Origin of the sequence: Rahnella contaminans (assembly GCF_011065485.1) — a bacterium.
Classification (GTDB): domain Bacteria; phylum Pseudomonadota; class Gammaproteobacteria; order Enterobacterales; family Enterobacteriaceae; genus Rahnella; species Rahnella contaminans.
Genome location: NZ_JAADJS010000003.1, coordinates 99,434 through 113,742 on the forward strand (window position 1 = coordinate 99,434; position 14,309 = coordinate 113,742).

At 54.4% G+C, this 14,309-nt stretch carries 12 protein-coding genes; 3 read left to right on the forward strand and 9 right to left on the reverse strand.

Annotated elements, in window-relative coordinates:
* The 6 genes from GW579_RS15280 to GW579_RS15305 all read right to left on the reverse strand — a co-directional run bounded on the left by GW579_RS15280 (position 1) and on the right by GW579_RS15305 (position 6,336).
* Positions 1-918 (reverse strand): ABC transporter permease, encoded by a 918-nt coding sequence (locus GW579_RS15280; protein ID WP_165059872.1) that lies wholly within the window; start codon positions 916-918, stop codon positions 1-3.
* Positions 918-1,892, reverse strand: a complete 975-nt coding sequence (locus tag GW579_RS15285; RefSeq protein WP_165059874.1) for an ABC transporter permease — start codon at positions 1,890-1,892, stop codon at positions 918-920. Before GW579_RS15285 ends, GW579_RS15280 begins: the two co-directional genes overlap by 1 nt.
* Positions 1,889-2,839 (reverse strand): nucleoside hydrolase, encoded by a 951-nt coding sequence (locus GW579_RS15290; protein ID WP_152326724.1) that lies wholly within the window; start codon positions 2,837-2,839, stop codon positions 1,889-1,891. Before GW579_RS15290 ends, GW579_RS15285 begins: the two co-directional genes overlap by 4 nt.
* 4 nt (positions 2,840-2,843) lie before the next feature.
* Positions 2,844-3,794 (reverse strand): nucleoside hydrolase, encoded by a 951-nt coding sequence (locus GW579_RS15295; protein WP_165059876.1) that lies wholly within the window; start codon positions 3,792-3,794, stop codon positions 2,844-2,846.
* Positions 3,791-4,675 carry a dihydrodipicolinate synthase family protein gene (locus tag GW579_RS15300; protein ID WP_152326722.1) on the reverse strand — a complete coding sequence of 295 codons (885 nt, stop codon included), beginning with the start codon at positions 4,673-4,675 and terminating at the stop codon, positions 3,791-3,793. The genes GW579_RS15295 and GW579_RS15300 overlap by 4 nt, the downstream gene beginning before the upstream one ends.
* A 98-nt stretch (positions 4,676-4,773) precedes the next feature.
* Positions 4,774-6,336 (reverse strand): ABC transporter substrate-binding protein, encoded by a 1,563-nt coding sequence (locus GW579_RS15305; protein ID WP_165059878.1) that lies wholly within the window; start codon positions 6,334-6,336, stop codon positions 4,774-4,776.
* A 141-nt stretch (positions 6,337-6,477) separates the two neighbouring features.
* On the opposite strand from GW579_RS15305, the gene GW579_RS15310 reads away from it, so the two are divergent.
* Positions 6,478-7,365 carry a LysR family transcriptional regulator gene (locus GW579_RS15310; protein WP_165059880.1) on the forward strand — a complete coding sequence of 296 codons (888 nt, stop codon included), beginning with the start codon at positions 6,478-6,480 and terminating at the stop codon, positions 7,363-7,365.
* 421 nt (positions 7,366-7,786) lie between these two features.
* On the forward strand, positions 7,787-10,264 hold the full coding sequence (locus GW579_RS15315; protein ID WP_165059882.1) for a membrane-bound PQQ-dependent dehydrogenase, glucose/quinate/shikimate family: 2,478 nt from the start codon (positions 7,787-7,789) through the stop codon (positions 10,262-10,264).
* An 80-nt stretch (positions 10,265-10,344) separates the two neighbouring features.
* Here the strand turns inward: GW579_RS15315 and GW579_RS15320 are convergent, their stop codons facing one another.
* A complete protein-coding gene (locus tag GW579_RS15320) occupies positions 10,345-11,640 on the reverse strand; it encodes a type II toxin-antitoxin system HipA family toxin (RefSeq protein ID WP_165059884.1) in 1,296 nt (431 codons plus the stop codon).
* A 3-nt stretch (positions 11,641-11,643) separates the two neighbouring features.
* Positions 11,644-11,895, reverse strand: coding sequence for a helix-turn-helix domain-containing protein (locus tag GW579_RS15325; RefSeq protein ID WP_152326717.1), 252 nt, complete (start codon positions 11,893-11,895; stop codon positions 11,644-11,646).
* Positions 11,896-12,102: 207 nt separating this feature from the next.
* On the opposite strand from GW579_RS15325, the gene GW579_RS15330 reads away from it, so the two are divergent.
* A complete protein-coding gene (locus GW579_RS15330) occupies positions 12,103-12,813 on the forward strand; it encodes a GntR family transcriptional regulator (RefSeq protein WP_152326716.1) in 711 nt (236 codons plus the stop codon).
* On the opposite strand, the gene GW579_RS15335 is transcribed toward GW579_RS15330, so the two are convergent.
* Positions 12,810-14,009, reverse strand: coding sequence for an enolase C-terminal domain-like protein (locus tag GW579_RS15335; RefSeq protein WP_165059885.1), 1,200 nt, complete (start codon positions 14,007-14,009; stop codon positions 12,810-12,812). The genes GW579_RS15330 and GW579_RS15335 overlap by 4 nt on opposite strands.
* Positions 14,010-14,309 lie beyond the last annotated feature (300 nt).

A 14,309-nucleotide genomic window follows, 5' to 3' on the forward strand; every position in this document is an offset into this window, starting at 1 on the left:
TCAATCCTTATTCCGGGGGTTAAGGATATCGCGCAGCGCATCACCGACTAAGTTGATAGCGACAATCAGCACCAGCAACGTCACGCCGGGGAAGACGCTGATCCAGTAGTCGCCGGACATCAGGTAATCAAAGCCGTTGGCGATGAGTAAGCCCAGCGATGGTTCGGTCACCGGCAGGCCGATGCCGAGAAATGAAAGCGTGGCCTCAAGCATGATCGCGTAGGCAATGCGCATGGTCGCGACCACAATCAGCGGCGGCAGACAGTTGGGCAAAATGTGGCGAAACAGAATGCGAGGGTTCGACAGCGCCATGCTGCGTGCGGCGTCCACGTAACTTTTGCGGCGTTCAAGCAGCGCCGAACCGCGCACCGTGCGCGCGTAGTACGCCCACTGCGTGACGATCAGCGCCAGAATAATTTTATCGACGCCCTGCCCGAGCACCGCCAGCAAAATCAGCGCGATTAATATCGGCGGGAAACTCAGCTGGATATCGACAACGCGCATGACCAGCGCATCGGTTTTGCCGCCGGCATACGCACTGGTCAGCCCCAGCGCTGTGCCAATAGTCAGGGCGATCAGCGCACTTGAAACGCCGACCAGCAGGCTGGTTCGCATGCCATAAAGAATGGCGCTCAGTAAATCGCGCCCCTGATCGTCCGTGCCCAACCAGTAGATCATGCCGCTCATGCTGGCCGTGCCCGGTTTGAGGCGACCATCCATAATGTCGAGTTGCGATAAATCGTACGGATTTTGCGGCGAAATCCACGGCGCGAGCACCGCCAGCAAAATGGCGATCCCTAAAATAATCAGGCCGCAAAGGGAGAATTTATTGCGCAGCAGCGCGCGCGCAGTGTGATAAAACGCCGAATGCGCTTTGCCCTGCACGATGTTTCGCGTATGTACTGAATCAGATGTCATCAGCTTTCGCCTCCCAGCCGAACACGCGGATCGACCAGCACGTACAACACATCCACCAGCAGGTTGATCAGGCTGAACATCACTACTGTGATCATCAGATACGCCAGAATCACCGGCCGGTCGAGCACCGCAATCGAGTCAATAATCAGTTTGCCCATTCCCGGCCAGGCGTAAATGGTTTCGGTAACGACGGCAAACGCAATCAGTGATCCCAGCTCCAGACCGATGACGGTAATGAGCGGGATCAGCGTGTTTTTCAGAACGTGAACCAGCACGATGCGGCTTTCAGAAAGCCCTTTGGCGCGGGCAAAACGGATGAAATCCTGTTGCAGACATTCGAGCACACCGGCGCGGGTCAGGCGGATAATCAGCGAGATCTTGAACAATGCGAGATTGAACGCAGGCAGGACCAGATGAGCGAGGCCGTCAGCTGTAAACAGGCTGACGGGGACGCCAAAAACGTCCACCGTTGCACCACGCCCCGACGCGGGCAGAACGCCCAGTTTGACGCTGAAAAACATAATCATCATCAGCCCGATCCAGAATGTGGGCAGGCTGAAACCTAAAATCGAGACGGTCATGATGGATTTGGAAAGCCAGCCGTCCGGGCGCAAACCGGCATACACGCCGAGCGGGATCCCAATCACCAGCGCCAGCACAAACGCCACCAGCGCCAGTTCGAGCGTGGCGGGCATCCGCTGAAAAATCAGGTGCAGCGTGGGCTGGTTGTAGATAAAGGAGTTGCCCATGTCGCCGTGCAGCGCGTTCACCAGAAACAGGCCGTATTGTTCCCATAACGGTTTGTCGAGGCCGAAAGACTGAATCACGCTGAGCCGTTCGGCGGGCGTTGCGGTGGTGCTGAGCAGCAGATCCACCGGATTTCCCACCAGATAAACGCCGCCGAACACCAGCAGCGACATCACAAACAGCGTCAGTAACGTTTGTCCGAACCGGCCGAGCAGATATCGGCTCATTTTGGGGCAGTACCATAGCGGGAAATCACGCGGCGCAGCAGGCTGAAGAATCCGTATTCATCGACGGTCTGCATGACGTGCGCATTGGGCGGTGTCGCCAGTTTTTGCCAGAAATCAGCATAGGTATAACCGGCGGTTTTGCCGGAGATCTCAACGCCCACGCGGGCAGGTAAACCATCGAACAGCCCCGGCTGTAGCAGCCAGGCGATCGCGGTGGCGTCATGAACCGGCCCGCCGTCCCGGCCAAAACGGCGTAAATCGCTGCGATCAAACGCGCCCAGCAGCGCCGCAATAGCCTGCCCCGGAAGGCCGCCATCCTGTTTCAGGGCGTCAATATCATCGGTGCCAATCAGCGCCTGAAACGTCATATCCAGCGGCATGATCACCAGCGGAACGCCGCTGTTAAACACTTTTTCCGCCGCGTGCGGATCGGCGTACACGTTAAATTCAGCCCAGGGCACGCGGTGCCCGAGCGCGGTAAACGCGCAGCTCATGGTGACGATTTGTTTAATGCCGCGCGCCACGTCCGGGTGCATCCCGAGCGCCAGCGCAATATTGGTCATCGGGCCAATGACGCACAGCGTCACCGGGTCGTTGTCTCCGGCAGCTTTTCTCAGCGTGCGCACCAGAAAATCGACGGCGTGTTCCGCCTGTGGTTGCAGTTCGCAATCCGGCACCAGCTCATTTCTGAACGCGCCGATATGTGCATATTTGCCGTAAACCTGTTCACGCACCAGCGGACCGGGCGCACCGGCAAACACCGGCGTCGCAGTTTTTCCCGAGAGCGCGACAATTTTGCAGGCATTCTGTACGGCGTCTTTCAGCGCCACATTTCCGGCGACCACCGTCACGCCGAGCACGTCCAGTTCCGGCGAAGCCAGCGCCAGCCACAGCGCAATGGCGTCATCCACGCCCGGATCGGTATCAATAATGATGCGCTGCGTCATAGGATTATTTCCCGGCATAGCGTGAGAGCAGTTCGTAAAACAGCGCGAAGACTTTATTCGCATCCACGCGTGTCACAATATCGACGTTCGGGGTTTCGCCCGATTTTCCGTACCAGTCGGCGACGGTCTGCCCCAGACATAACTCACTGTTATGTTCGATAAAGACCCGTGCTTTTTCCGTGCCGAACAGCTCCGGCGCAAGGACATACGCGATCACCAGCGGATCGTGTAACGGCCCGCCGCGGGAACCATATCGGCGCACGTCGTTGCGATCCCAAAACGCCATCAGCTCACCGAGTTGCGCAGAAATACGGCCGGAAACTTTCACAAACTTCGCCACATGTTCCGGCGTCAGAATGACCTGATGCGTCGCGTCGAGCGGTAAAACCGTGATGTTAAGCGGGCTGGAAAAAACGATATGCGCGGCGTGCGGATCGGCCAGCATGTTGAATTCAGAAGTCATGGTGCGGTTACCGGCTTCGCGGTACGCGCCGCCCATCAGCACCACGCGGGAAATGCCGGCGGCGATGTGCGGTTTGATGCGCAGCGCCGTGGCAAGGTTGGTCAGCGGCCCGAGTACGCAAAGCGTCAGCGGCTGATTATCCGCAATCGCCTGCTCGCAGCTGTCGATAAGGAAATTAACTGCGTGCTGAGTTTCAGGCTGCTTTTTGGGTGCCGGAAACGCGGTATTCCCCAGGCCGTTTTCACCGTGGAACTGGCCGTGGATGGGCGCGCGCAGCATCGGCTGATGGCATCCGGCAAATACCGGAATGTCCACACGATAACCCAGTTCGGTAATTTGCAGCGCGTTGCGGGTGGTATTCATCAGCGGCTGATTACCGCACACCGTGCAGATGCCGAGAATGTCCAACTGCGGTGCAACAAAAGCACTGAGCAGCGCAATGGCATCATCGATGCCCGGATCGCAGTCAATAATCACTGGCAGAGTTTTCATAAGGCACCGACCGAACGCAGGACTTCTGCAATTTCCTGCCGCGCAGAATCATTGAGCGGAATTTGCGGCGGGAGCGGATCACCGACTTCAAATCCCTGCAATTGCAGTGCGGCTTTGATGCATCCGGCAATCGAATATTTGGCGAAGATTTCGTTGATGCGCCACAGCGGCCGTTGCAGTTCCATGGCTTTTTTCCAGTCGCCCTGGCGTGCGGCTTCATAAAGCGCGAGGCTCTGTTTCGGGACAATACAGGCCGGTCCGGCCATCCAGCCCACGCCACCAATCATCATCACACACACCGGAATATGCGCCGACGCGGCAAAGACCTGCATCCGCCCTTGCGTGCGTTCAATGATCGACAGCAGCCGCCCGGTGTTGGTCGACGCATCTTTAATATAGTTAATATTTTCAACATGACTCAGACGCTCAATCACCGGCAGGCTGAGATCGGAACGCTGGAATTGCGGATTGGTGTAGAGCACGACGGGCAGTTTTCCGGCGGCCAGCGCGATGGCGCGGAAGTAATCTTCCACGCCCTGTTCGGGCACCGGGAAATACGCCTCCAGGATCGCCAGAATACCGTCGGCACCCAGAGCGGCGTAGCGAGCGGTTTGCGCGACGGCGTCCTGGATGGTGGTGGCTGCGACTCCGGCGATTACCGGAACGCGGCCCCGAGCGGCTTCGACGACGGTTTTGACTATCTCAGTGCGCTGCTCTGCGCTGAGATAAGCAAACTCACCTGTACTGCCCAACGGCGTCAGACCGTGCACGCCGCTATCAATCAGATGCCCGACCAGTGCCGTGAGCACCGGTTTGTCTATCTGGCCGTCGGGGGTAACCGGCGAAACCAGATAGGGATACACACCGCTAAAAGAAGTCATAGCTTCTCTCTCTTTTCTTAGAACAACCCTGGTGTTGGTGCTCTATTCCCGCCTTGGTTCGGTATGCACGTTGTCCGTGTTCTTATGCCGCTGAACACTTACTTTTGATGGACAAAGTACGGCAATGTGTAGCCATCAGATCGGCCGGTGTAGCTGTAAGGGGTTTTCATCGCCCAGGTATACGAGAGGAACAGCAGCGGAATGGTGCCTTCGTCCTTCATCGCAATCTCTGTGGCCTGTTGCAACAGCTTTTCGCGCTGGCCGTCGTCGAGGGTTTCCCGCGCTTTGGCCAGCGTTTGATCAAATTCAGGATTCGAGTAACGCCCGCGGTTACCCTGCCCGCCGTTCGGCCCGAAAGTTTCGAGCAACGGCCCGAGTACACCGGACGCCTCACCGGTTTCGATCGCCGCACCGCCCATAATCAGACTGAAATCGCGTTTGGATGCACGCGAAAAATACACGCTGCCCGGCATGGTCACGACGTCGGTTTTAATGCCAACGCGGCTGAACATCTGACCCAGCGCCTGCGCAATTTTAGAATCGTTCGGGTAACGATCGTTTGACGCGTGGAACGTCAGGGTAAACCCGTCCGGATATCCGGCCTGCGCGAGCAGCTGTTTGGCTTTTGCCGGATCATAAACCGGTGCGGCAATCGACGGCGTGTAACCGAAATACCCTTTCGGCACCAGCTGTGACGCCGGAACGCCCTGCCCGTCCATAATGCGGTCAACGATTGCCTGACGGTTAATCGCCAGCGACATCGCCTCACGCACTTCCCGTTTTTTCAGCGGATTGCTACCGTCCGGCCCTTTGGCAAACGGCGACACATCGCGATCCTGATCCGGGTGTAAATACAAAATGCGGTTACCGGCGACAGATTCCAGATGCAGGCTGGTTTGTTTCGCCAGATCCCGCCCGTCCGCCGTCGGCACGCTTTCAATTAAATCCACGTCACCGGAACGCATCGCGGCCACGCGTGCGCTCGGGTTTTTGAAGACGCGCAACGTGACTTTGTCCCACTGCGATTTTCCGTCCCAGTACTGGTCATTACGCGCCAGCACAACGTTGTCGTCCGGCGTCCAGCTGACAAATTTGAACGGCCCGGTGCCAATAACGTCTTTCCCTTCATTCAGGGTTTGCGACGGCACCGTTTCCAGACGTGCCGGTAAAATTGCCACGCGACTCAGGTTGTTAAGCAATAAAGGTGTAGGCGTTTTAGTGACAATTCTCACCGTTAACGGGTTCACTTCTGTGACGTCAGCAATGTCGTTGACGTAAGGCGTGTAGGCGCTCGGGCTGTTTTTAGACGCCAGTGCCACGCGTTTGATGCTGGCGATCACGTCTTTAGCGGAGAAGTCACTGCCGTCGTGGAATTTCACGCCGGGACGCAATGCGAATTCCCAGGTGGTGTCGTTGATAACTTTCCACGAGACGGCAAGTGCAGGCGAAATGTGTTGTTTTTCGTCCTGATTCACCAGGCCGTCGAAGATGTTGCGGGCCATCGCGCTGTTGGCGCCACCCACGTAAAACTGAGGATCCATCGAAGTCGTTGACGCAGCAAGACCAATATTCAGGTCAGCAGCTTGCGCCGCAAAGGTTTGAAACCCTGAAATGGTGGCCAGCGCCGAGGACAACACTGCGGCCAGAACGGACTTTCTCATGCATTTAACCCTTAATTTTTTTAGATTTTCAGGCAATGTGTGACAGATCGTAAATTGGAGTCTAGGGGGTGGACTTCTGGATTGAAAATTGTATTTTGTGTTACATCCATAAACAAATGTTATGGATTCTGAGGAAATATTATGAAAATTAATCCCCGACAGGTCGAAGCCTTTCACAAAGTGATCCTCACTGGCGGGATTACGGCGGCGGCGAATATGATGAATATCACGCAGCCCGCGGTCAGCAGGCTGATCCGTGACTTTGAATATGCCATCGATCTGAAGCTGTTTGACCGCGACGGGCGAGGGCTGATTCCGCGCGACGATGCCATCAAGTTGTACCGTGAAGTCGAACGTCTTTACCTCGGACTTGAACATATTTCACGTATCGCCGACGAAATCCGTCATTCAAAAGGCAGTGTTTTGCGCATCGGCAGCGTCGCGGCGCTTTCGCCGTTGTGCGTCGAACACGTTCTGCCGCCGCTGATTGAAGAGATTGCGGATATCTCGCTGTTTCTCGATATCGAAAGCACGACGCACATTATGGATGTGGTGACCGGCAACCAGTACGACGTAGGGTTTATCTTCGGAAAGCCCGATGTGAAAGGGCTGGAAGCCGAGATGCTGGCAACCGCCAAAGCCGTGGCCGTGATGTCGCCGAGGCATCCGCTGGCGAAACAGGATGTGGTCACCGCCATGGATCTGACCCGCTATCGCCCCATTATTCCCGGCCGGAAAACGCCGCTGCGAGAACAGCTGGATCAGGTCATGAGCCGCCTCGACTTGTATATGAACAACCCTATCGAAACGTCGCTTAATAATTGCTGCATCATGGCGGGGAATAATCTGGGCATCGGCATCGTTGATTACATTACGGCGCGCAGCCACAAGAGCGATATTGTGCTCAAGCCCTTTACGCCAGACATAAGTATTGCCTATCTTGCCGTATTCCCGCCGCAGATCCCGAAAAGCCGTCTGGTAGAACATATTACTAAAGAAATGAAGACCTTAATCGAAGGCTATCTGTAGCTACTCGCAGCCCACGTCAGTAAAACTCCCCAAAAGGTTCACACAAAATCATACTTCTTAGTGATCTCTGTCACATTCCTCACACCAAACGACGTTCTCGTGGGCAAATAGTGCGCCCACATAGACTTAAAAGCTATAAATCAGCGTTTAAATATCATTTATTTGAATAAGTTAAATTATTTAATCATTAAATATCAATGCCATAACTGGTAGCCGCACAAAGAGTAATCTCACTTATAATAATTTACCTAATTTCAAACTCTTCGTTACACATTCACAACCCCGATGAGAAGTATTACTATTTGCGCGAAATTGTCCTATCTGGTTCATTTGATAACGGGTGTTCATTACGTGTTTCCAGCTTTTCCCACATCTTGACTACAATATTTTTGTCGACAACATAAGTGCAGTGAGATAAATCATGCCAACAACTAAGAGTAAATGGACCTGGCTCCTCTGGCTGCTGAGTGCGCTGATGGCCGTTATCGGCCTGACACTCGGCATCGGCGGTGCGTATCTGGCCACATTGGGAGGAAGCATTTACTTCCTGCTGATGGGTCTGGCCCTCGTCGTTTCCGCCGTTTTAATTTTCAAAGGTAAGCCTTCGGGCGCGTGGCTCTACGCCGTCGCCTTCGTGCTTTCTGTTATCTGGGCTATCTGGGACGCCGGTTTCACCTTCTGGCCGCTGTTCTCCCGCCTGTTCACGTTCGGCGTTCTGGCCTTCCTCGTCGCACTGGCGTATCCGCTGCTGAAAACGCGCGCGGGCCTTGTTGCCCGCAAAGGGCCGAGTTTCTCGCTCGCCGCCGTGCTGGCAGTTGCCCTGATCGCGGCATTCGGTAACACGTTCGTCCCGACGCCAATCATCAGCGCCGACAACGATCAGGTTCCGGTCAAACCGGTTGATAAAGGTGCGGAACAGAAAAACTGGGCGAACTGGGGTAACACCACCGCAGGCGACCGTTTTGCTGCACTGGATCAGATCAACAAAACCAACGTCGATAAACTGCAGGTGGCGTGGACGGCTCATACCGGCGATATCCCGCAGAGTAACGGTTCCGGCGCTGAAGACCAGAACACCCCGCTGCAAATCGGTGACAAACTGTTTGTATGTACCGCGTACAGCAAAGTGATCGCCCTGAATGTGGATGACGGTAAAAAGCTGTGGTCTTACGACTCCAACTCTACCGCGCCGAACTGGCAGCGTTGCCGTGGTCTGGGCTATTACGAGAACAGCAGCGTAAACAGCGCAGCGCCACAGGCTCCGGCTGCCATTCCTGCGGCTGAACCGGCCACTCCAAACGCCGCTTCAGAAGCTGCCGCGCCTGCAACAGATGCGCCGCAAGCGCCTGCTGCCACCGGCGGTACCGTCAGCGCGACCTGCGAACGCCGTCTGTTCCTGCCAACCATCGATGCGCGTCTGATTGCCATCAACGCCGACACCGGCAAGCCTTGCGCTGATTTCGGTGACAACGGCGTGGTTGACCTGAAAGTCGGCATGGGCGAAGTGAAACCCGGCTATTACCAGCAAACCTCTACCCCGCTGGTCGCGGGTAATGTCGTGGTTGTTGGTGGACGCGTGGCGGATAACTTCTCCACCGGCGAACCTCCGGGCGTGGTGCGTGCGTTTGACGTTCACACCGGCGCACTGGTATGGGCATGGGATCCGGGTAATCCGAACATCACCAAACTGCCACCGGAAGGTCAGACTTACACCCGCGGTACGCCGAACGTCTGGTCTGCGATGTCCTACGATCCGAAACTGGGTCTGATTTATATGCCAACCGGCAACGCCACGCCTGATTTCTTCGGCGGCACACGTACCGAGCTGGATGATAAATACAGTTCCTCTGTCGTCGCAGTAGACGTGGCTACAGGTAAAGTTCGCTGGACGTTCCAGACCACGCATCACGATCTGTGGGACTTCGACCTGCCGTCTCAGCCGCTGCTGTATGACCTGCCGGACGGCAAAGGTGGCAGCACGCCGGTTCTGGTGCAGACCTCCAAACAGGGCATGATCTTCATGCTGAACCGCGAAACCGGCCAGCCGGTCGCGAAAGTGGAAAATCGTGAAGTGCCGCAGGGTAACGTCCCTGGCGAACGCTACTCCAAAACGCAGCCTTTCTCTGTCGGTATGCCAAACATCGGCAACCAGACGCTGAAAGAATCTGACATGTGGGGCGCGACGCCGATGGATCAGTTGCTGTGTCGGATCGAGTTTAAAGGAATGCGTCACGAAGGCGTTTATACGCCTCCGGGTCTGGATCGTTCCCTGCAATTCCCGGGTTCTCTGGGCGGCATGAACTGGGGCAGCGTGTCGGTTGACCCGAACAACGCCATCATGTTCGTGAATGATATGCGACTGGGTCTGGCGAACTACATGGTTCCGCGTGCCCAGGTTCCGACCGGCGCAAGCGGTATTGAGATGGGGATGGTGCCGATGGACGGTACGCCGTACGGCGCAGTCCGCGAGCGCTTCCTGTCTCCGCTGGGCATTCCTTGCCAGAAACCACCATTTGGCACCATGTCTGCGGTTAACCTGAAAACCGGTAAAATCGTCTGGCAGGTTCCTGTCGGTACGGTAAAAGACACCGGTCCGCTGGGCATCAAAATGCGTATGCCAATGGAAGTCGGTATGCCAACGCTGGGCGCAAGCCTGTCAACGCAATCCGGTTTGCTGTTCTTCGCCGGTACGCAGGATTTCTATCTGCGCGCATTTGATACCGCAACCGGTAAAGAAATCTGGAAATCCCGCCTGCCGGTGGGCAGCCAGTCTGGCCCGATGACGTACGTTTCACCGAAAACCGGTAAACAGTACATCATCATCAGCGCCGGTGGCGCACGTCAGTCCGCAGAACGCGGCGACTACGTGATCGCCTACGCATTACCTGATCAGAAGTAATTCGATTTAATTTTGTCGAAAAACAAAGCCCGCCGGTGTGAACTGGCGGGCTTTTTTGTTTGGGGATGTTTATGGGGTGTTCAGGGAAGCCTTGATGCCTGACTCTTTAATCCTGCGAATATTGCTTCGCTGATTTTTACAGGAAAACCGGCGGGCAATAAAGCCGCGACGTCCTTAATCACCTGCGGAGTTTTTTCTTTCATTTCCGCCATCATACGGACCACACTCTCTTGCGGAAAATCGACCCGCTGCGCCGTTGTGCCAAAATGCCGGGGAAGGATCCTGTCCCAGTGAAAATGCCGGTTTTTCCCCAGAACAGCCATCGCCATTTTGGCTTTTTTCGCCGGTATACCTTGCGGATGCATAAGCGGGAAAGCAGACATCACGTCATACAGTGGCGTCATCCGGTATGCGCTTCCGGGTTCAATATACACGCTAAAGTTCTTCGCATGACCGTCAATGGCAGCGAGCATCCAGAACAGAATCTGACTCTTAAAAAACAGTTCCCGATCACGTAAAACCTGCTGTGATCCAAGCAGAAGTTTCATTGCCGCCGCGATGCCCGGACCACCATCAGACTGGTATTTCAGCGCCGGAGCCACGCCCAGCGCCTGACAGAAATCTTCCTGCGGCAACCGCATCAGCCAGGAACCATCCTGTGACCAGCGGCGGTCAAAACGCTCAACGACCAAAACCTTCTGAGCGCCAAAACTGGCAATCTCAGACCGTGCAACCGGGAATCCAAACTTTTCGGCTATCTTCAGGCACAGCCATTCATTTTCAACACTTTCGCTTAAATCGATTCCATTGTTTGCTATATAGCCAATGGGAAGTTTAAGAATATGGCTCGTCGGCGTGCTCCCCTGCGGACGATGCCACTGGTCGCGATACCATAACAGGGCTGTTTTTTCCTGAGCTCCGGCCAGCGAAATACGAAAGTCATCGACTTCCGCTTCCATGCCCAAAGGGGCTTCTTTATAGCCCTGAAGAAGATGTTCCACTTCTTCATCGCTTAGCGGTTGGGCATGAATTTCAGTTACCGGCGTGACCTGGCTGTTCTCCGGATACAACTGAACTGCACCGACACAATCGCCCCCAATGCGGGAAAGCAAATCGAAAGGCTGCTTCGTCGGAATGGCAAAACGCGCCTGAATACGGCTTCGGATTTGCTCATTATCGGGGAGAAGGTTATCAAAAAAGTTGTATACCACGGCACCACGAAACTTTGCAGTTTGCAGCGGAAGCGATAACGAAATAGCACGAGCTCCCGCCCGGTTCAGCCAGCTTTCGTGATACACAAATGACATTTCACCGCCACTGGCTTTCTCTAACGTCCCCACCGTAATGCCATTTAACGCGAGCGTTAACTTATCCATGTATTACCACTCCTGATCCCACGACGTTTTGTCCTGTGGATCACTGTTTCTTGGTGCTATCTGCAGCTCTAAATCCAGCGCAGCGAGCAGTTTAAACAGTGTTTCCAACCGCGTTCCATCCGGGTAATTTTCAAATTCAGAAACCGTGGACTGTTTCAGGCCCATTGTCTCAGCGGTTTTACTCTGGCTCAGTTTGCGCTTTTTACGCTCATTCCGCAGTGCATTGGCCAACATTTTTGTTGAAGTTATATTCATATTATCCTCCCTGGCGGATATTTTCAGTATATCCCCTGTAAGGGATAAATCAATTTCTATCCTCTAAAGCGGATAATATTAAAATATCCTCTACACCCTATAAGCTGTAAAAATCTAATACAGCCTTCAGGCTGTAATTTGCCCTTTCTGCCTGTCGTATGTTTCAATGCGTTCCCGATCTCCCTGTCTCAAATAAGCCAGACGCCCATGAAAAAAAGTGAATTTATCGCTCAGGATTTACTGAGCAAAATTTATCAGAACAGCGGATCGTTGCCGGAAAAGCTGCCACCGGAACGCCAGCTGGCGGAAGAATACGGGGTTTCGCGGTTTACCGTGCGCAAGGCGCTGGAAAAACTGGTGAGTATCGGTGCGGTCCGCATCGTGCAAGGCTCGGGGATTTATATCAATGCGGGCGTCAGCAGTAATCCGCTGGTATACAACTCGATTACCGAGAAGAAATTCACCGAAATCAGTTTCAAAATGCTGGAGTTACATAAGCGGCGGCCTGACCGCGAAGAACAGCAGGTTTTCGATATAACCGCGGATGATTTTATCTGGGCGTTTACTCGTCTGCGACGCATCAGCCAGCGCAACGTACAGATTGAGTATTCGCGGATGCCCGCCGAAGGTTTTTCGGATCTGAATCAGAAAACGATCGAGCATTCCATTCAGCAATACGTTCTGAATAAAGGCTTCGCGATTTCGCATTCCCTCACCCGTTATCAGGCGGTCAGCGTCAGCAAAGAGCAGGCGCAGCTGCTGGGCTGCAAGAAAGGCATCGCCGCCATGCAGATCACCAACAGAGGGATTTTGCAGGGCGGCCGCGTTTACGCGTTCAGCGATATCCTCGACATCGATTATTCATGTACTTACGTCATCCCGTTTAATCAGGATAATCTGGCGTTTCGGCAGACTTAAGGCGTGTGGATCACGCCGTCGGGCAGGCGGCTTTGCGTCCATTCATGCGGGCGATACACCACAGGAAATTCATTCGCCGCCTCGCTGTTGAAATCCACGCCGATCCCGGCTTCTTCACACGGATAAAAATACCCGTTCATCGGGGCCTGTGCGCCGGGGAAAACCTGCTGCGTATTGGGCGGATAAGCAACAAATTCCTGAATAGCCGCATTATGCAGATGAATATTCAGGTGCGTATTCACCGCCGCGCCGACCGGCGTCATGTCCGGCGGGCAATGCCAGGCCAGACGCACGCCAAAACTCTGGCAGAAATGCGCCAGTTTTAAAGCCGGTGTGATACCGCCGATTTGTGAAACGTGACAGCGGATAAAGTCGATCCTGCGATTAATGATCAGATCCTTCCATTCCGCCGGATTATTGAATAATTCGCCGGTTGCCAGCGGCACGGCGGTCTGGCTGCGGATCTGCACCAGCCACTCGTTCTGATCGGGCGGCAAAATATCTTCAATAAAGTAAGGCCGGTATTGTTCCACCGCTTTGGCAAACTGCACCGCCTGTTGCGGGAACAGGCGCTCATGAACGTCATGCAGAATGTGAAACTGATTGCCGTATTTTTCACGCAGCGCTTTAAACATCGCGAGCGTGTTATCCATGTACTGATCCTGATCGTAATACGCGCCCGCCGCCGGTTCGCGCGTGGTGTGGAAATCGCGCGCGTTGCCACCGTAAAAGCCCAGCTGGCAACGGATGTGGCGATAACCTTCGCCCAGAAGACGATCCACTTCGCCGTAGAGATCTTCCAGCGTTTCCCCCGCCGCGTGGCTGTACGCGGTGACCGCATCTTTCGATTTACCGCCGAATAAATGATACAGCGGCATATTCGCCAGCTTGCCTTTGATATCCCACAGCGCCATATCGATGCCTGCGATGGCGTTGTTGATCACCGGCCCGTTACGCCAGTACGCGTTCACCATCATCATCTGCCACAAATCTTCGATGTGATTCGCATCGCGGCCTAACAGCAGCGGTTTGAGGTATTCATCGACCATCAGTTTCACCGCCAGCGGACGCTGCTGGAATGTGGCGCAGCCGAGGCCGAAAACACCGCAGTCAGTTTCAATTCTGACGATCACCAGATTATGGCGATCGGGGCGCGTTATCTGGCATTCAATATGCGTAATCAGCACAGGTTTCATGGAAAATCCTTAATAATGGCCTTCAGCTCTTTTAAGGAAAAGAGTGCGGGAATATTGGTATTGCGGTTATTTCACCGTATTTTACGCCCGGCTGTAAACCTTAATTTCATGCATTTATTTTGGTATGAAAGAACGGTCATTTACTGAAAAAAACCAGACCAATTATCATAAAACCCCGTCTGACCAGGCTTAGAAGGCGGATTGTGTGACCGGGATCCTGTTTTATTGGTTTGTTTTTAAAAACCACGCTCATTACACTCCCTTCCCATCTGAGAATAAAAATACAATTTCCGTCGCGGG